Annotated in this window: 19 protein-coding genes; 2 read left to right on the forward strand and 17 right to left on the reverse strand. The window is 66.0% G+C overall.

Annotated elements, in window-relative coordinates:
• Positions 1-52 precede the first annotated feature (52 nt).
• Together ACQKPS_RS18175 and ACQKPS_RS18180 are read left to right on the forward strand one after the other, a co-directional pair.
• The gene (locus ACQKPS_RS18175; protein WP_254483939.1) at positions 53-214 is read left to right on the forward strand and encodes a hypothetical protein; all 162 of its coding nucleotides are present in this window, start codon (positions 53-55) and stop codon (positions 212-214) included.
• Between the two features lie 116 nt (positions 215-330).
• The gene (locus ACQKPS_RS18180; protein WP_427605252.1) at positions 331-1,212 is read left to right on the forward strand and encodes a DMT family transporter; all 882 of its coding nucleotides are present in this window, start codon (positions 331-333) and stop codon (positions 1,210-1,212) included.
• A 3-nt stretch (positions 1,213-1,215) separates the two neighbouring features.
• On the opposite strand, the gene ACQKPS_RS18185 is transcribed toward ACQKPS_RS18180, so the two are convergent.
• The 17 genes from ACQKPS_RS18185 to ACQKPS_RS18265 all read right to left on the reverse strand — a co-directional run bounded on the left by ACQKPS_RS18185 (position 1,216) and on the right by ACQKPS_RS18265 (position 16,917).
• A complete protein-coding gene (locus tag ACQKPS_RS18185) occupies positions 1,216-1,674 on the reverse strand; it encodes a DUF4265 domain-containing protein (protein WP_427605254.1) in 459 nt (152 codons plus the stop codon).
• A gap of 93 nt (positions 1,675-1,767) precedes the next feature.
• Positions 1,768-2,997 carry a hypothetical protein gene (locus ACQKPS_RS18190; RefSeq protein WP_283723664.1) on the reverse strand — a complete coding sequence of 410 codons (1,230 nt, stop codon included), beginning with the start codon at positions 2,995-2,997 and terminating at the stop codon, positions 1,768-1,770.
• Between the two features lie 248 nt (positions 2,998-3,245).
• Entirely contained in the window at positions 3,246-4,205 is a 960-nt protein-coding gene (locus ACQKPS_RS18195) for a PDR/VanB family oxidoreductase (protein WP_427605256.1), read from the reverse strand.
• 8 nt (positions 4,206-4,213) lie between these two features.
• A complete protein-coding gene (locus tag ACQKPS_RS18200; RefSeq protein ID WP_283723666.1) occupies positions 4,214-5,248 on the reverse strand; it encodes an aromatic ring-hydroxylating oxygenase subunit alpha in 1,035 nt (344 codons plus the stop codon).
• A gap of 20 nt (positions 5,249-5,268) precedes the next feature.
• On the reverse strand, positions 5,269-5,496 hold the full coding sequence (locus ACQKPS_RS18205) for a recombinase-like helix-turn-helix domain-containing protein (protein WP_054885725.1): 228 nt from the start codon (positions 5,494-5,496) through the stop codon (positions 5,269-5,271).
• 10 nt (positions 5,497-5,506) lie between these two features.
• Positions 5,507-6,475 (reverse strand): VOC family protein, encoded by a 969-nt coding sequence (locus tag ACQKPS_RS18210; protein ID WP_427605259.1) that lies wholly within the window; start codon positions 6,473-6,475, stop codon positions 5,507-5,509.
• Positions 6,472-7,962 (reverse strand): aldehyde dehydrogenase, encoded by a 1,491-nt coding sequence (locus tag ACQKPS_RS18215; protein ID WP_427605261.1) that lies wholly within the window; start codon positions 7,960-7,962, stop codon positions 6,472-6,474. Before ACQKPS_RS18215 ends, ACQKPS_RS18210 begins: the two co-directional genes overlap by 4 nt.
• Before the next feature lie 9 nt (positions 7,963-7,971).
• Positions 7,972-8,775, reverse strand: coding sequence for an aspartate dehydrogenase (locus ACQKPS_RS18220; protein WP_427605263.1), 804 nt, complete (start codon positions 8,773-8,775; stop codon positions 7,972-7,974).
• A 10-nt stretch (positions 8,776-8,785) separates the two neighbouring features.
• A complete protein-coding gene (locus tag ACQKPS_RS18225) occupies positions 8,786-10,471 on the reverse strand; it encodes a thiamine pyrophosphate-binding protein (protein ID WP_254483964.1) in 1,686 nt (561 codons plus the stop codon).
• Entirely contained in the window at positions 10,464-11,261 is a 798-nt protein-coding gene (locus ACQKPS_RS18230) for an SDR family oxidoreductase (RefSeq protein ID WP_427605265.1), read from the reverse strand. Before ACQKPS_RS18230 ends, ACQKPS_RS18225 begins: the two co-directional genes overlap by 8 nt.
• 2 nt (positions 11,262-11,263) lie before the next feature.
• Positions 11,264-12,085, reverse strand: coding sequence for an IclR family transcriptional regulator (locus tag ACQKPS_RS18235; protein ID WP_254483966.1), 822 nt, complete (start codon positions 12,083-12,085; stop codon positions 11,264-11,266).
• Positions 12,082-12,933 carry an alpha/beta fold hydrolase gene (locus ACQKPS_RS18240; RefSeq protein ID WP_427605268.1) on the reverse strand — a complete coding sequence of 284 codons (852 nt, stop codon included), beginning with the start codon at positions 12,931-12,933 and terminating at the stop codon, positions 12,082-12,084. Before ACQKPS_RS18240 ends, ACQKPS_RS18235 begins: the two co-directional genes overlap by 4 nt.
• A gap of 4 nt (positions 12,934-12,937) precedes the next feature.
• Complete coding sequence (locus ACQKPS_RS18245) at positions 12,938-13,477, reverse strand: cupin domain-containing protein (RefSeq protein WP_427605270.1); 540 nt, start codon at positions 13,475-13,477, stop codon at positions 12,938-12,940.
• Positions 13,478-13,493: 16 nt separating this feature from the next.
• A complete protein-coding gene (locus tag ACQKPS_RS18250; protein WP_427605272.1) occupies positions 13,494-14,255 on the reverse strand; it encodes an SDR family oxidoreductase in 762 nt (253 codons plus the stop codon).
• Positions 14,255-15,031, reverse strand: a complete 777-nt coding sequence (locus tag ACQKPS_RS18255) for an ABC transporter permease (RefSeq protein ID WP_427605274.1) — start codon at positions 15,029-15,031, stop codon at positions 14,255-14,257. Before ACQKPS_RS18255 ends, ACQKPS_RS18250 begins: the two co-directional genes overlap by 1 nt.
• Positions 15,032-15,058: 27 nt before the next feature.
• Positions 15,059-16,051 (reverse strand): ABC transporter substrate-binding protein, encoded by a 993-nt coding sequence (locus ACQKPS_RS18260; RefSeq protein WP_427605276.1) that lies wholly within the window; start codon positions 16,049-16,051, stop codon positions 15,059-15,061.
• Between the two features lie 29 nt (positions 16,052-16,080).
• On the reverse strand, positions 16,081-16,917 hold the full coding sequence (locus ACQKPS_RS18265) for an ABC transporter ATP-binding protein (protein ID WP_283723722.1): 837 nt from the start codon (positions 16,915-16,917) through the stop codon (positions 16,081-16,083).
• Between the last annotated feature and the right edge of the window lie 68 nt (positions 16,918-16,985).

A 16,985-nucleotide genomic window follows, 5' to 3' on the forward strand; every position in this document is an offset into this window, starting at 1 on the left:
CCTGAATTCACCGCTATATTTCGAAACAATTCTCTTCCCTGAAGACCCGATCATGCCAGCCATCCCTTCCACCACATGCTTTGCCAGCGCGCCAGTCGCGGGCATGGTCGTGCGTGGCAGCCAGCAGCCGGTCATGATCAGTCACTACCCACCACCTGTCAGTGGCGTCGTAGGCGGCGTAGCTCCGCCTCCTTGCGTGGTCGTACTGGGCTGATCGGCTTCTGGCCGCTCCCCTTCGTACCCGCAACCTACTGAACACGGTCGGCACCTTCCCTCGCTGAAGTCAACGCCCGCCGTCTGGCTTATTCGCCTTATATCAGGTGGCAATACATGTCTGTCTTCAACAAAGCATCCGTGGCCTCGGCGGCCACCACCAGCCTGTTCGTCCTGCTCTGGAGCAGCGGCGCGATCGTTTCCAAGCTTGGCCTGGCCCATGCCAGCCCCTTCGCCTTCCTGTTGCTGCGCTCGGCGCTGGCCTTGACCGGCCTGCTGCTGATCGGCTCGTTGCTCGGCCTGCGCTGGCCACGAACACGGGGGGCGATCCTGCGTGCCTTCGGCACCGGCTGCGTACTGCTCGGCGCCTACCAGATCTTCTACCTGCTGGCGCTCAACACCCACGTCACCCCTGGCGTGATGGCCACGGTAATGGGAGTACAACCGATCCTCACAGTGGTACTGATGGAGCGCCAGCGCTCCTGGAGTCGCCTGTTCGGCCTGGGCCTGGGGCTTGCTGGTCTGGTCATGGTGGTCTATCAGGGCATCAACCTGGGCGGGGTGTCGCTGCTCGGCATGCTGTTCGCCCTGCTGGCACTGGCCAGCATGACCTTTGGCTCGATCCTGCAAAAGCGCATCACCGACAACCCGATGGGCACACTGCCGTTGCAGTACCTCGCCGGTTTTGCCCTGTGCGCGGTGTTCGCGCCGCTGCAACCGCTGCACGTCGAGTGGACCGGTGGTTTTGTCGGGGCGCTGCTGTGGATGGGGCTGGTGGTGTCGCTGCTGGCGACCCTGCTGCTGTACCGGCTGATCGCCAAGGGTAACCTGGTCAACGTCACCAGCCTGTTCTACCTGGTGCCGGCCGTGACCGCCGTGATGGACTTCATGATCTTCGGCAACCGCCTGGCGCCGCTGAGCCTGCTGGGCATGGGGCTGATCGTGGTCGGCCTGCTGTTCGTGTTCCGCAAGCCGGCGGCGCGGCTGGCCGAGGCGTAAGGCCTAGCGCAGCTCTTCGGGGATGGCGTGGCGCAACACGCCTTCCTCGAAGTCCAGGGTGCCGGCTTCGCGCTGGGTCAGCAGGTAATAGAGAAGGGTGTCGAGGGCTCGCGTTGGTGGCACTTCAACGGCCAGCATCCGCACGGCCGGCTCGGCGTAGCAAGGGCAGCCGAACTCTTCGAGTGCCATGCGCACCTGTTCGACATCTGCGGCTGCCTTCACCCGGATGCGCAACACCGAAGCACCGCCGCTTCGCTGCAAGGTTTCGAACCAAGACTGCTCGCCATCTTCGCAGGTGCTGATGATATCCCCGGGAGCAATGCCGTAGGCATAGAAAGGCAGACTGTCGACCTGGTAGCCCGTGGCGGTGCGTTTTGCCCACAGGCCTTCGACCGAGGCCGGCGGGTAGCCGTGGGCGTCCTGCTCCAGGCGCCAGAGCACGATCTTGTAGTCGGAGGACATGTTCGGGGTTCAGCTACGATGGGCCAGCTATGGTAAAGCCCTTTGCGCGGGTTGTCTGTACCGGCCCTCCCGCCGGTACAGACAACATCGGGCTCAGAAGTAATAACCGATATTGATATTGGTCCGGTAATACCAGTCATTGCTCCCCACCGAGCTGGTACTGGTCCAGCCCGTGCCATTCTCCGCCCCACCGAACGGGTTGGCATTGCGCGCCCAGGTCAGGTCGACCCAGGCCATGATCGGCATCGCCAGGAACTGCACACCCACAGTGAACATCTGCGAGTCATCCCAGCCGCGCTTGTCCTTCATCATCCGGCTGTAGTCGGTATACAGCTTGACCTTCTTCAACTGGCCGAGGCCCGGCGTGAACACGTCATAACCGACGTTGAGTGCCGTGATGGTCGCCTTCGACGCGATCAGGTAAGCCGGGGTCAGGCCGTTGCCACCCATCAGTACCGCATCGTCGCTGACACCCGCAGGGTTCCGTGGATCGTATTCATAGCGGATGGCCTGGCCAGTGATCGTCCAGTTGCCACGGTTGACCAAGGCATGCATGCCTGCCGCCCAGTAGTCGCCATCGTCATGGGTGGTGGCGTTGTACAACTCGGCGCTGGCCAGCGAGGCGCCAATTTCGGTCTTCCAGCCTTCGCCGCTGAAAGTGCGGGCGACCCGGGCATTGACCTGGTTGCGCTTTTCGTTGTCCTGGCGCGACTGGGTGAAGGCCACGGCGTTGTCGTCCAGGTCGCTGAAACGGCCGACCTCCGGTGAATAGCGGATGCCGGTGGGCAGCATGCGCGGGAAGTAGCCCAGTTGCAGGTCCCAGCCACTGTCCTTGTAGCTGTACTTGAGGCCCGTGCCTGCGCTGACGCCGTAGCCCATGAAGAACGGGATATGATAGCTCCAGCCGAACTGCGGATACGGCTCCAGGCCGAACGGCTTGAACGGCGCACCCAGTTGCAGGCTGGATTGCTCGTCGATGCGGTAGCCGACGAAGCCGCGGTCGATGGCGCGCTTGCCGTCATCCTGGAACCAGTAGCCGACGTCGGCGAACAGCTGGCGATGGCGCGCCTGGAGGTCCAGGCGGAAAGTGTCGAAGAGGAACCGACCGTTGTTCTCGGTGGTGTCCCAGTGCTCGTCGCGGTAGTTGACCCGCAGGGCGCCGCCTATGTCCAGGCTGCTCTGGTCGTCGTCGCTGCGCCAGGCGACATGTGGGAAAGGCTTGCGGGTACCGGGCGGCTGGTCGGGGGCCGCCGGGCCGGGCTCGGCGGCCAGGGTGGTGCTACTGGAGACGAGCAGACCGAGGGTGATCAGGTATCTGTTCATGCTATGCCCTGCAAGGTTGAGGCAGTTTTCGCGGGCAGCAGCGGGCCCTCACCGCCTTGAAGGGGTGTTTTTTGAGGGGTAGCTGGCGAATAGCGAAAACCGGGGGTGGTTTTATTGTTTTGGTTTCGTAATAGCCTGGGCTGGCCCCTTCGCGGGTGAACCCGCTCCCACAGGTACGGCGCAGTATTCAGGACCTGTGGAGATCCTGTGGGAGCGGGTTTACCCGCGAAGAGGCCGGCACAGGCGACTCAGAGGTCGAGCACCAGGCGCCGGCTCTTGCAGCCCGACACACACACCATCATCGACCCATTGGCCGCGCGCTCGGCCTTGCTCAGCACGCCGTCGCGGTGGTCGATATCGCCTTCCAGCACACGCGTCTCGCAGGAGCCGCACACGCCTTCACGGCAGCTATGGTCGATATCGCAACCGGCTTCGAGCAGCACGTCCAGCAGGTTGAGCCCCGGTTCGACTTCGAGGGTCTTGCCACTCTTGCTCAACTCGACGCTGTAGCGGTCCAGGGCATCCTCAGCCGCCGTCACCTCCACGGCGGTGAAGCGCTCGATATGCGCATGCTGATACCCCAATTGCTCGCACACTGCCTCGAAGGCATCGAGCATCGGCGTCGGCCCGCAGCAATAGAAGTGCGTGTCCGCCGACCGCCCCGCCAGGTAATGCGCCAGGTCCGGCAAACCGCCTTTCTCGTCGTTGAAGTGGTACACCACCTTCGCCCCCAGCTCCGCCAATGGCTCCAGCAAGGCCGCCTCGCGCCGTGAACGGGCGCAGTAGACCAGCTCGGCCGAGCGCCCCAGTGCCAGCAACTGCCGGAACATACAGTAGATCGGCGTGATGCCGATGCCGCCGGCTACCAGCACGCTGTGGCTGGCGCGGGTGTCGAGGGCAAAATGGTTGCGTGGCTGCGAGATGGTCAGCTGCGTACCCACCCGCAACTGCTCATGGACGTAGCGCGAGCCGCCGCGGCTGGCGCGGTCGCGCAGGATGCCGACCACGTAGCGGCCCTGGTCACTGGGCGAGTTGAGCAGCGAATAGCTGCGCACCAGGCCGTTGGGCAGGTGCAGGTCGATGTGCGCGCCGGCTTCGAACGGGGCAAACACGGTGTCGCCCCAAGGCCGCAGTTCGACGCTGATGATGCCGTCGGCTTCATGGCGCAGGGTATGCACCAGCGCGCTGACTGTGGATGCGTTGGACATCGCTCACCTCACGGCAGTTGTTTGGCTTCGATCAGGGCCAGTTGTTCCTTGGCCTTGGCTTTCAGGTAGCGGCGCAGGCGCACCACGCCGAGGTCGTGCTGGTAAAGGTTCTCGCGCTGGTTGGCGTCCGCTTCCATGAACTCCAGCAGCACGCGGTCCTGTTCCAGCACCGCCCAGTGTCGTGCCTCCAGGCGGTTCTTGTAGAGGAAGCGCCACGTGTCGCGCTGCCAGCCGGTCAGCGGTCGGGCGCGCCAGTGGAATACCGCTGCCAAGGCGCGGCTGCTCGGGGTATAGCTGCCAATGATGGTGAAGTTGCCGCCTGGGCCGCCAGTCTTTGGGTAGGGAATTTCCAGGCGCAGCCAGTGGCAGCCGTTGTCGAGAAATTCGGTCCAGTCGAAGTTCACGCCGCGCTGGCCTTCCTTCTCGAAGAAGAACCCTTGCTCGGTATCGCGGGTGACGAACCTGGCGGTGGCCTCGCCCTCGCTCATCGAGTGCGACATCTTGTGCAGGTAGGTGCCGTGCATCGGGTCCATGACGTTGTCGAGCACATAGCGGTAGTCGCCTTTCCACTCGGTGTAGCAAAGGAAGCTGCTCCACTCGGGCGAAGTCAATTGTTCGGGCAGCACCAGCTCGGGCGGGGTGTCCAGGTGCGGCTCGGTGGCGTTGAACAGGAAGATCGCGCCGGCCACCTCGCGGGTATGGAACATCCGCGTCGGGCGGCTGCCCTCGAGCTTGCAGCCCGGGCTGCCGGGCACCTTGGTGACGGTGCCGTCGCAGCGTACTTCGACGCCGTGGTACGGGCACTGCAGGCGGTCGCCCAGTACCGGCCCCTGGGACAGCGGCGCGCCACGGTGCGGGCAGTGGTCCTCAAGGGCGTGGACGCGGCCATCGTTGTCGCGCCACAGGGCGATCTTGTAGCCCAGGCGGCGGATCGACAGCGGCCGGTCAGTCAGCAGTTCCGACGGCAATACCGGGAACCACAGGTCCTTGAGGCCATTTGCCAAGTGCTGTTCAACAGGATCGACGGTTACATGCATGTTCATCTTGTTCTATCTCCCGCGGGTCATTCGCCCAGCCGTGCCATCAGGGTCTTGAAAGCGTCTTCGGTCCACTCGCCGCTGGTCAGCGGGCAGGGCGGGCCGGCCAGGTTGAGGTGGGCGAGCAATTCACCCAGCTGACTCACACCGTTGCCGTAGGCGCGCTCGATGGAATCGCCGAGCAGGTCCTCGAATGGCGTGTTGGGGCGTTTGCGTGCCTGGTGGGGCTGCAGGTAGACCTCGGTGTTGCTCATGGGGTGGCCCTCAGTTGTTCTTCGGTTTGTCGGTGAGGAATTTGCCTTGCGGCGCTTGTGCGTGCTGCTGGCGCCGGGTGTTGCCGTCGATGCCCCCGGCGATCGCCCACTCGGCGAACACGGTCGGCCCGGGTTCGAATTCACGGGGCTGCCAGTCGCCGGTCAGCTGATCTTCGTCGGCGTAGTACTCCACCAGCGCGCCGGCCGGGTTCCTGAAGTACCAGAAGAACGCCGACGACACCGGGTGGCGGCCTGGGCCGATCTCGGTGTCCCAGCCGCAGCGCGAGATGTGCATGCCGCCGCCGAACACTTCGTGCAGGTCGCGCACGGTGAAGGCCACGTGGTTGAGGCCAGCGCGCGGGGCCGGCAGCTGCAGCATGAACAGGTCGTGATGGCCGCCTTCTTCGGCAGTGCGCAGGAAGGCGCCGCGGTTGGGGTAGCGGTCCGAGGCCTGGAAGCCGAAGCGCTCGTGGTAGAACGCCTCGCAGGCGTTGACGTCGGTGACGAAGAACACCACGTGGCCGACTTCGATGGGTGTGGCGCGCTCGTACACCGGGGCCGGCTTGTTGATGCGGCCCTTGGTCTGCCAGGTGTTGTGGCCGCTGCATTCGAGCTGCAGCGCGCGCTTGCGGGTGACCTGCAGGCGGATCGCCAGGCCATTGGGGTCGGTGCAGCCGATGCGGCCGTTGCCCTCGACGAAGCCTGGGTCGTTGGCAATGCGCTGGCTGTACAGCGCAAGGTCGGCCTGGCTTTCCACGCCCCAGACCACTTCGCGCACGGTCGAACCGGGCTCGATGGCCGGCGGCAGGCCGGGCTTGTCGATGGCGGCCAGGACCACGCGGCAGCCGTTGAGGGTTTCGAAGACGACTTCGTCGTCGGCACTGCTGACTTGGGTGAGGCCCCAGTCGCTGAAGAAGCGCACGCTGGTGGCCAGGTCCTCCACGCCATAGGTGACTTCGTCGATGCCCAGTACGCTCATTGCCCTGCCTCCATGCCGGCCCAGGCCAGCGGCTGTTCGTTCATGCCCCAGTAGAGGCTTTTCTGTTCCATGTACTGCAGGATGCCCAGGCGGCCCTTTTCGCGGCCCAGGCCGCTGTCGCGCCAGCCGCCGAACGGGGTCGAGATGGAGAATTGCTTGTAGGTGTTGATCCACACCGTGCCGGCCTGGAGCTTGCGCCCCAGTGCCCAGGCGCGTTTGTAGTCACGGCTCCAGATCCCCGCAGCCAGGGCGTAGAGGCTGTCGTTGGCCTGCTCGATCAGCGTTGCTTCATCGTCGAAGGGCATGGCCACCAGCACCGGGCCGAAGATCTCTTCCTGGCACACCTGCTGCTGGTTGCCCAAACCTTCGAGGATGGTCGGCGGGTAGAAGAAGCCCTGGTCGAACAGCCCGCCGCTCGGGCGCTGGCCACCCAGGCGCAGGCGGCCGCCTTCGGCCAGGCCCAAGGCCACGTAGCGCTCCACCGACTCACGGTGCGCGGCGCTGATCAGCGGGCCCATCTGCGTGCGTTCGTCGGCCGGGTCGCCCAGGCGCAGTTGTGCGGCGGCGGCGGTCAGGCGGGCCATGAACGGCTCGTACAAGGCCCGGGCGACGAACAGCCGCGAGCCGGCGATACAGGCCTCGCCCGAGGAACTGAAGATGCCGTACAGCACGCCCGCCACGGCGTGGTCGAGGTCGGCGTCGTCGAGCACGATGGTCGGCGATTTGCCGCCCAGCTCCAGCGATACCGGCATCATCTTGTCGGCGGCAATATGGGCGATGTGCTTGCCGGTGCTGGTACCGCCCGTGAACGACACGCGCTTGACCAATGGGTGGCGGGTCAAGGCGTCACCGAGCAGCGAGCCCTTGCCCGGCAGCACACTGATCAGGCCTCTGGGCAGCCCTGCGTCGTCGCAGATGCGTGCCAGTTGCAGGGCCAGCAGCGGGGTGATCTCCGCCGGCTTGATCACCACGGCATTGCCAGCGGCAAGGGCCGGGGCAACCTTCTGCGCTTCGCTGGCGATCGGCGAATTCCACGGTGTGATCGCCGCGACCACGCCCATCGGTTCATACACGCTCATGCTGACGAAGTCGCCACGTGACGGGGTGATGGTTTCTTCCAGGGTTTCGCAGGCAGCGGCGAAGAACTGGAAGGTGCCGGCGGCGCTGGCCACCAGTGCGCGGGTCTCGTTGATCGGCTTGCCGTTGTCCTGGCGTTGCAGCTGAGCCAGCTCTTCGGCGCGCTCGCGGATCAGCCCGGCGATACGGTACAGCACGGTGGCGCGCTCATGGGGTTTGCGCTGCGCCCAGCCGCTGTGCAGGAAGGCCTGGTGTGCCCCCTGCACGGCGGCTTCGACGTCGTCCAGGCTGGCGGCGTTGAGCCAGGCCACCGGTTCACCCGTGGCCGGGTAGCAGGTGGCGTAGCGCGCACCGCCGCCCAGGCGCCAGGTGCCGGCGATGCACAGGGGTAAGGTCTGTTCCAGTGTCATGGCGTTCCCCTAGATGGAAATGGCATGGGCATGGTTGCCCAGGGCGCGGACCACGCTGTAGACGGTCAGTGCCGAGGTTTTCGGGTTGGCTTGCAAGGGCTTGCCATGCAGGTTCATTTCAAAGCCGCCGAAGGTGCCGAAGGCCTTGACCTGGTGAACGTTCTCTTGGCAGTGCGGGTCGGCGACCAGGGTGACCCGGGTATGGTCAAGGCCGAGCCCGGCCAGCGACAGGGTGGCGGCGACATTGGCGTTCTTCGGGTACAGCCGGGCGGCCTCGCGGGCGCTGCCCTGGAAGATCACCGTGGCCTCGGCCAGGCTGTCGAGGGCGCAGACCTGCTCGGCCGGGGTGTCCTTCCAGGCCCGGGCCGGCTTGCGGCCGGTGTACTCCACGGTGTCAAGGCCGCCGACCTTGGCTGCCGACAGCGCATCGATGCCGCCGATGGCGCCGGGTAGCAGCTCGATGCGTGTGTCGCCGCGGGCCGCCGCTTGCTCCAGGCGCTCGACCAGCCCCGCTTGCGACATCGCGCCGACCGACACCACCAGGCACGGGATACCGCGCTCCAGCGCCGGCAGCACGTGCTGCTCGATAGCGCGGTGCCCGGCGCATTCCAGCAGCAGATCAGGGCGCGCGTCGGTCGGCAGCGTGGTCAGCACCTGTGGCGGCCGGCGCAGGCGGGCCAGGCGCTCGGCCACCAGCGCTTCGGAGCCGGGCGAGGCGATGACCGCGTCGACCTGCAGCTGGCGGTCATGCTCCAGCAGTTCCAGCACGGCCACGCCGATGGCGCCACAGCCGATCATGGTGATATGCAGCATGGGCGGGTCCTCAGGCGGCGGTGGCTTTCTGCGAGCGGGTTTCGCTGTTGGGCGGGCCGGCGAAGCGGGTGGCGAACGGGCCGACGCTGAGCATGTCGACTTCCAGCAGGAACGGCCCGTCGCTGCCCAGTGCGCCTTCGAGCACCGTGCCGAAGTCCTTGAGGTCGCGCACCAGGCCGTGCTTGAGGCCGAGCGATTCGGCGAGCTTGGCGTAGTCCGGGGTATGCAGCTCGACGTAGGCGTGGCGGGCGCCGTAGATGGCGTCCTGGATGTTGCGGATCACCCCGTAGCGCTGGTCGTTCATCAGCAGGATCACGACGTTGGCGTTTTCCTGCACCAGGGTTGCCAGCTCGCCCAGGTTGAGGATGAAGCCGCCGTCGCCGGCCAGGGCGAATACCTTGCGCCCTGGCGCGGTCTCGGCAGCAGCGATGGCTGCGCCGATGCCCATCGCCAGGCCCTGACCGATGCCGCCACCGAGGGCATGCACGCCGGCCTGCGGGTGGTACAGGTTGAGCAGGCGATTGCCCCAGATGCTGTTGGACAGCGTCACGTCGCGTACCCAGGTGAAGTTGCGGCCGGTCTGCGCCTGCAACTGCTCGACCATGGCCGCATACGGGCCCAGGTCTGCCACCAGCTGTCGGCGCGATTCGGCCCGCACTGCCTTGAGTTCGCTCATGAACGCCGGGTCGATGCGCAAGCGGCCTTGCAGGCGGTCGGCCAGGCCTTCCAGGGCCAGCGCGGCGTCACCGCAGATGAACAGGTCGCTTGGGTAGCTGCGGCCTTCGATGGCCGGGTTGGCATCGATGCGCAGGGTGGTGCGCGGCAGCTTCAGGGCGTACTTGAAGGTCTCGTTGCTGCGCAGCCGCGAGCCGGCCACCACCAGCGCGTCGCAGGTCTGCATGAAGCCTTCGACCAGTTTGTTCTGCGAGAAGGCACCCAGGCAGCGTTCGTCATCTTCATTGACCACGCCACGGCCCTGGGTCGAGGTGATCACGCCTACGCCCAGGTCCAGCAGGCGCTTGACCTGCGCGCCGGCATGACGGGCTCCCCCGCCGAGCCAGAGCAGCGGGCGGGTGGCGCTGGCCAGGCGCTCGGCGACCAGATCGAGGGCTTCCGGGGCCGGTACCGCGACCGGGATGGGCAGCGGCGACAGGTCGCCAGGCATGGGGATCAATGCCGACTGGATATCGATCGGGATCTCCACGCTGACCGGGCCGGTGGGCGCAGTGAGTGCGGTTTGCACGGCCAGCTTCAGGGTGCTCAGGGCGGTCTCTACGCTACGCACGCGGAAGGCCGCCTTGGACACGGCCTTGAGCATGGTCAGCTGGTCGCGGGCCTCGTGGATGTAGGCCAGCTCCTGATCCAGGTACGGTGTTTCGATCTGCCCGGTGATATGCAGCAAGGGGGTACCGGCGGTGAGTGCTTCGACCATGGCCCCGGCGGCATTGCCAGCGGCAGTGCCGGTAGAGGTCAGGCACACGCCCAGGCCGCCGACGCTGCGGGCGTAGGCATCGGCCATGTTGGTGGCGCCGGCTTCGCCGCGGGCCATGATGAAGCGAATGTTGCCGCGTACGGCAAAGGCATCGAGGATCGGCATGTTGTGGATCGAAATCACGCCGAAGGCGGCCTTGACCTCGCACTGTTCGAGGAACGCGGTGATCACTGCACCGACGGTGACGGTGTTTTCGTTACGCATGGCGGGACAAGCCTCCAGAAACATCGATATGACTGCCAGTGGTGTAGGACGACAGCGGTGAGGCGAGGAACAGAATGGCTTGGGCGGCTTCCTTGGGCAGGCCCAGGCGGCCCAGCGGGATCTGCTTGCGGCGGGCCAGCTGGGCGGTCCATTGCGCCCAGTCCAGCGCACGCTCGTCACGGGCCTCGAAGCGCCGACGCCACTGCCCGGACTCGACCAGGCCGATGAGGATGCCGTTGACCCGGATACCTTCTTCGGCGAACTCAAAGGCCATCGAGCGCACCAGGTTCTTCAGCCCGGCGCGTGCCGCCGAGGTGGCGACCATGTGCGGCTCGGGCTGGCTGGCCAGCAGTGAGTTGACGCAGACGATCGAAGCATCGGGTTGGCCTTGCAGCTGGGGTTTGAAGGCGCGTACGGGGTTGATCACCGAGAAGAACTTCAGCTGCAGCTCTTCGGTCCAGGCGGCGTCGCTGGTATCGGCGAAGGTCGACACGCGGCCCTGCCCGGCATTGTTGATCAGCACCTGCGCCGGGCCCAGCGCGGCCTGGCTGGCGGCGGCGAAGGCTTGCACGGCCTTGGCATCGAGCACGTCGCACACCTGGGCCAGCAGTTGTGCTTCAGGGAAGCGCTGGCGCAGGGTGGCCTCGGCGCTGCGCAGGCGGTCCTGGTTGCGGCCGCAGAAGGCCACGCGGGCACCTGCTTCGAGCAGCAGCTCGACGCAGGCCAGGCCGATGCCGGACGAACCGCCGGTGACGATGGCGGTACGGTCGTGCAGTTGGTAAAGGTTCATCTTCAATCCCTCATCAGCGCAGTGACCTGGCCAGCGCCGGGTCGGTAGTCGAGCAGCCGGGACAGCTCATCGGCGCTGCCGCGCACCTGGCCCAGCAGGCTGTCGAAGTTGATGTGGCCTACCTGCGCGGTAGGGATGGTCAGGCCCAGCGCAGCGGCGACCCGGCCACTGGCATCGCGTACTGGCGCAGCGAGGGTGGAGATGGTCGATTCGAAGAAGCCTTCGCCATGCACGTAGCCGCGCAGGCGGTCGGCCTGGACCAGGTCGAACAGTTCCAGCACGGTTTTCGGCGTGCTTGGCGAGTGCCGTTCCAGGTGTTCCTCGGGGTACAACTCACGCAGCTCGGCCAGGCTCAGGTCGGCCAGCAGCACACGCCCCAGTACCGTGGCATGGGCGGGCAGGCGGGTACCCACGGTGACCGCGCTGGAGAACACCGACGGTGGCGAGACTTTGGCCACGTAGACGATCGAGCGGCCGTCGCGCACCACCAGGTTGCTCGGGTAGTTGAGGTGATCGCACAGCCGCGCCAGGATCGGCTGGCCCAGTTCGGTCAGCTCCAGCGAGGCCAGGTATTCGAAGCCCAGGCGCAGTACCGACATGCCCAGCCGGTACTCGTTACCGTTGCGGGTGACGAAGCCCATGGTTTCCAGGGTGCTCAACAGGCGGAAGATGGTCGAGCGCGGCAGCGCCAGGCGTCGGGCCAGCTCGGGGGCGGTCAGTGTGCGGTTCTGCCGGCTGAATTCGCACAGCAGCAACAGGCCGCGCTCAAGGCCCGGGACGGTATAGCGGTCCTGATTGTCCTTCATGGCATCCGTATCGTTCATTGCACGCTACCTGTGAAAGAGGCGTCCAGTGCCCGGGCCAGGCGCCCGGTCACTGTTTCGGGTTGTTCGATGGCGCAGGCATGGCCGGCACCGTGGATCAGTCGGAACGGGGCGCCGAAAGCCTGGGCCAGAGCCCGGCAATCGTCGGCCGTGGTAATGCTGTCGGCGCTGCCGCAATGCACCTGGCAAGGCACCTGTAGTTCGCAATAGCGCAACAAGTCATCGCCACACAGCAGCTCGATGGCCTGGCGGTAGCCAGCAGGCTGCAGCCGTGCCATGTTCCAGCGCACCCAGGCCAGGGCGCTGTCACCGGCATTGGCGGAAACCAGGTTGGCGCTGCGCATCCGGGCGATGCGCTCGACCCCCAGCGTGGCCAGGTCGTGCAGGCGCTTGTCGCGCACCTCACACGCCTGCTCGGGCCTGGCGCCGTAACCGCGTGCCGGGCTTAGCAACACCAGTTCACTGACCCGCTCGGGATGGCGCTGGGTAAAGGCGGCGGCAGTCATTGCCCCCAATGAATGGCCGACCAGCACGCAGCGCTCGAGCGCCAACGCGTCGAGCAAGCTGGCCAGGCGCGCGGCGTAATCGCCAGCCCGCGGGCTGGCCATTGGCAGCGGCGCGGACTGGCCGTAGCCCGGCGCGTCCCAGGCAATCACCCGGGCCCGCTGGCGCAGGCCCAGGGCGACTTGCAGCCAGCTCGCCGCGCCTGAGCCGATGCCGTGCAGCAGCACGATCGCTGTGCCGTTGCCGGCTTCGCGGATCGCCTGCTGGCCATCGCCAAGTGGCAGCAGCCGTTCGCCGAACTGCCGCTGGAGCTGGCTGACGCAGGTGTCGGTGAGCGCTGGCATCGGCTTACCCGCGCTTGATCGAGGCCAGCGGGTGGGCTGGCGGGTAAGTAGGCGTGACCGGTTTCTTGGCGCCGAGCATCACGCACATCAGCGCGTCTTCGTCGCCGATGTTGATCTCTTCGCGGTACACCCCCGGCGGCACGGAAATCAGGTCGCGGTCGCTGAGCACGGTCTCGAAGCGCTCGCCGTCCTTCTCGATCACCACCTTGAGCTTGCCGCGCAGCACGAAGAACACTTCCTCGACGTCGGTGTGCAGGTGGGGCGGGCCTTCATGGCCGGCCGGGATGACCATGGTCGAGAAGGTGAAGTGCTCGGACGGGATGGTATTCATGTCGCTGTTCACGCCGGTACCGCCAGTGCCCACGTAGCGCATCTGCGCACGGCGGAACTTGGGGTCGAAATCGGCCTGGAACTTCAGTGCGTCCCAGTCGTAGCGGCGGGTTTCATAGCGGGCGATGCGCGTCTGCATCCACGCGGCCAGGTCGGAACCTGCCGGTTGTTCCCAGGTTTTCGGGGTTTGTTGTTCAACGCTCAGATCGGTCATGGCGGTCTCCTTGTGCTCAGGGCATGACGAACCCGCCGTTGACCGGCAGGGTTTGTCCAGTGATGAAGCGCGACAGGTCGGACAGGGCGAACAGCACGGCCCCGCTGACGTCGTCGGGCAGTTGCGGGCGCTGAATGGCCCGTTGGTCGATGTACAGGCGGTGGCGGGCTTCGGGCACGTAGGCCGTGGCCTCGACCTGCACCAGCCCGGGGGCAATGGCATTGATGGTGATGTTGTCGCCGCCAAGTTCCCGGGCCAGGCTGCGGGTCATGGCGATCAGCGCGCCCTTGCTGGCGACATAGGCCAGCAGGTTGGGCGCGCCCCACAGCGGGGTGTCCGAGGCCAGGTTGACGATCGCTCCGCGGCCGCTGTCGCGCAGCGCCGGCAGGGCGGCTCGGGTCATCAGCCAGGTACCGCGCACGTTCACCTGCATCACCTGGTCCCAGGTTTCGATGTCCAGTTCTTCGCAGCTCTTGCCGCCGGAGTTGGTGATCGAGGCGTTGTTGACCAGGCCGTCCAGGCTACCCAGGCGTTCGACGGTGCGTTCGATGCAGCGGCTGATCGAGGCCGGGTCGGCCAGGTCGAGGCTGACCCCGCTGACATCAAGGCCCTGCGCACTCAGTTCGCAAGCGGCCTGCTGTACACGGCCGGCGAGGATGTCGGCAATCACGACGCGGGCACCGGCCTGGGCGATGGCCTGGGCAAAGGCGAAGCCCAGGCCGCGGGCGCCACCGGTGACCAGCACGCGGCGGCCGGCGAGGAGGTTGTGGTAGGTCATCACGAAGTACTCAGCAAGGCTTTGGGGAGGTAATGCAGCACGCGTTTTTCAGCCCATACCACGGCGCCGTAGGCGAGCACGCCGATCAGCGTGAGCAGGACGATGGCCACGAACACACCCGCGGTGTTGCCCTGGCCTTCGGCGTCCACCAGCAGGAAGCCCAGGCCTTGGTTGCCACCGACCAGTTCGCCGACGGTGACCCCGATCACCGCCAAGGTCGAGGCGATGCGCAAGCCGGAGAACAGCGCAGCCATGGCCGAGGGGAACTCCACCAGGCGAAAGATCTGCCAGCGGGTGGCGTTCATGGTGCGCACCAGGTTGATCATGTCGGGGTCGACGGTACGGATGGCCGAGAGCACGTTGATCATCACCGGGAAGAACACGATGAGGATGGCGATGAGGATCTTCGGGTAGATGGTGTAGCCCAGCCACATCACGAACAGCGGGGCGAAGGCCACTTTCGGCGCGATCTGCAGGGCCAGGATGTACGGCGAGAGCATGGCTTCGGCCGACGGCGACAGGCCCAGGGCCACGCCGATCGACACACCCAGCAGGGCGCCGAGGGCGAAACCGACGATGATCTCGAAGGCGGTGATCAGGGTATGTTCGAGCAGGCTGTTGCCTTGCCACATCAGCACGCTTTCTTCGGCCACGCGGCTGAGCGGCGGCATGACGAACTCGGGCATGCCGAGCAGGCGCGGGCCCCATTGCCAAAGCAACAGGAACAACAGGAGCAGGGCAAGGCTGCCGAGCACGGAGGTGTTGAGGTTTTTCATCAGGCGCTTACCTTGGTTGCCGGGGCTTTACTTGGCCGCGGTCTGGGTGTCGATGAACTGATTGCTGTAGAGCTCCTCGAGCGGCGACTCGCGGGGCACGATGCCTTCGCTGACATAGAACCTGCGCACGGCATCCAGACGTCCCGGGTCGATGCGCCCTGGCACCGGCTGGCCGGCGTAGACGTACTCCACGTACAGGCGCAAGGTCTTCTCCAGGGAGGCTTCCTTGCCGGCATAGGCCGGTACTGCACGGGCGAAGGTGGCGGCGGCTGCCTTGGGGTCGTCGAGAATGTCCTGCAGGCCATGCAGGGTGGCCTGGACCACGCCACGAACCACCTGCGGGTGGTGTTCGATGGCATCGTCCGAGGCCAGGATCGCCTGGGCCATGCTGTCGAATACCTGGTCGCGGGGGATCAGTTGGTACTTGAGCCCGGCGTCCTCGGCATTGACCACCCAGTCCGGTACCCCTGCCATCGCTTCGGCCTTGTTGGCCGAGAACAGCTGCCAGACGCCGGACGGCCCGGCGGCCTGGATGTCGACATCGTCCTTGTGCAGGCCGGCCTTGCGCAGCGAGGCGAGCAGGGCGTAGTAGGTGGTGTCGGAGTACGACATCACGGTCAGGGTCTTGCCCTTGAGGTCCTGTATGTTGCGGATCCCGGCGCTGGCGTTGGTGGCGATCATGGTCACTCCGCCACCGCCGAGCACGGCCACCGTGCGCACCGGGATGCCGTTGGGGCGGACGATGATCGGTGTGTCGCCAATGGCGCCGCCGACCAGCGCGTTGCCGGCGCCGATCTGCTTGGCCACATCGACACCACCCTTGGCGGCGATGAAGGTCAGGTCCAGGTCCTGGGCCTGGTAGTAGCCCTTTTCCTTGGCGATGATCCACGGCGCGAAGGCAGGCAGGCTGGGCGGTGCCGGTAGCAGGTAGGTGACCTTGGTCGGCTCGGCCTGGGCCTGCAGGGCGAAGGCCAGGCCCAGGGCGGCGAGCGCGAGGCGTTTGAAGGGTGTATTGAACATGCTGACTCCCGGGGGGTAGTGAACGTCGATCAATGCAGTTCGTGGTCGGCGCCGACGTGCAACAGGTCCATCAGGCGGCCGGCCAACGGGCCGATTTCCGGCAGCTTGCGGCGTTCCAGAGGGTTGTCGCGGTGCGGCAGGTCGATCTCGATTTCTTCGATGATCGTGCCTGGGCGGGCACTCATGACCAGCAGGCGGTCGGACAGGGCGATGGCCTCGACCAGATCGTGGGTGATGAACAGCGCGGTTTTCTTCTCTTCGAACAACATGCGCGCCAGGTCTTGCTGGAGGATCATCTTGGTCTGCGCATCAAGGGCCGAGAACGGCTCGTCGAGGAACAAGACTTGCGGGTCGATGGCAAGGGTGCGGGCCAGGGCGGCGCGCTGGCGCATGCCGCCGGAGAGCTGGAAGGGATAGTGGTCGGCGAAGCCCTGCAGGTGGCAGCGGCTCAGCAGGTCTTCGGCGATGGCCTTGCGTTCAGTGGCGGGCATGCCCTGGATTTCCAGGCCCAGTTCGATGTTGCGGCGGATGCTGCGCCAGGGCATCAGCAGGTCCTTCTGCAGCATGAAAGCGACCTTGGGTACCGGGCCGGTAACCGCTGCGCCGCTGACCAGGACTTCGCCCTCGCTGGGGCGATACAGGCCCGACCCCATGTTGAGAATGGTGCTCTTGCCGCAGCCGGACGGGCCGATGATCGACACCACTTCACCACGACGAATCTGGAAGTTCACACCGCGGATGGCGAACGGGGCCTCGTGTTGCCCCTTGGCCGGGAAGGCCTTGCCGACATTGCGAAACTCGATTTCAGTGGGCGCCTGTGCGTCGCAAGGTTGAGGCGTATGCCACTGTGGGGCGATTGCGTACATCTCTTTCACAGCCATGGGATCAACTCGCTGGTCTGTTTCATAGGTGATACGCCGTTTAGTGCATGAAC

The sequence above is a fragment of the Pseudomonas sp. NPDC086566 genome (assembly GCF_050280885.1).
GTDB lineage: Bacteria > Pseudomonadota > Gammaproteobacteria > Pseudomonadales > Pseudomonadaceae > Aquipseudomonas > Aquipseudomonas vlassakiae.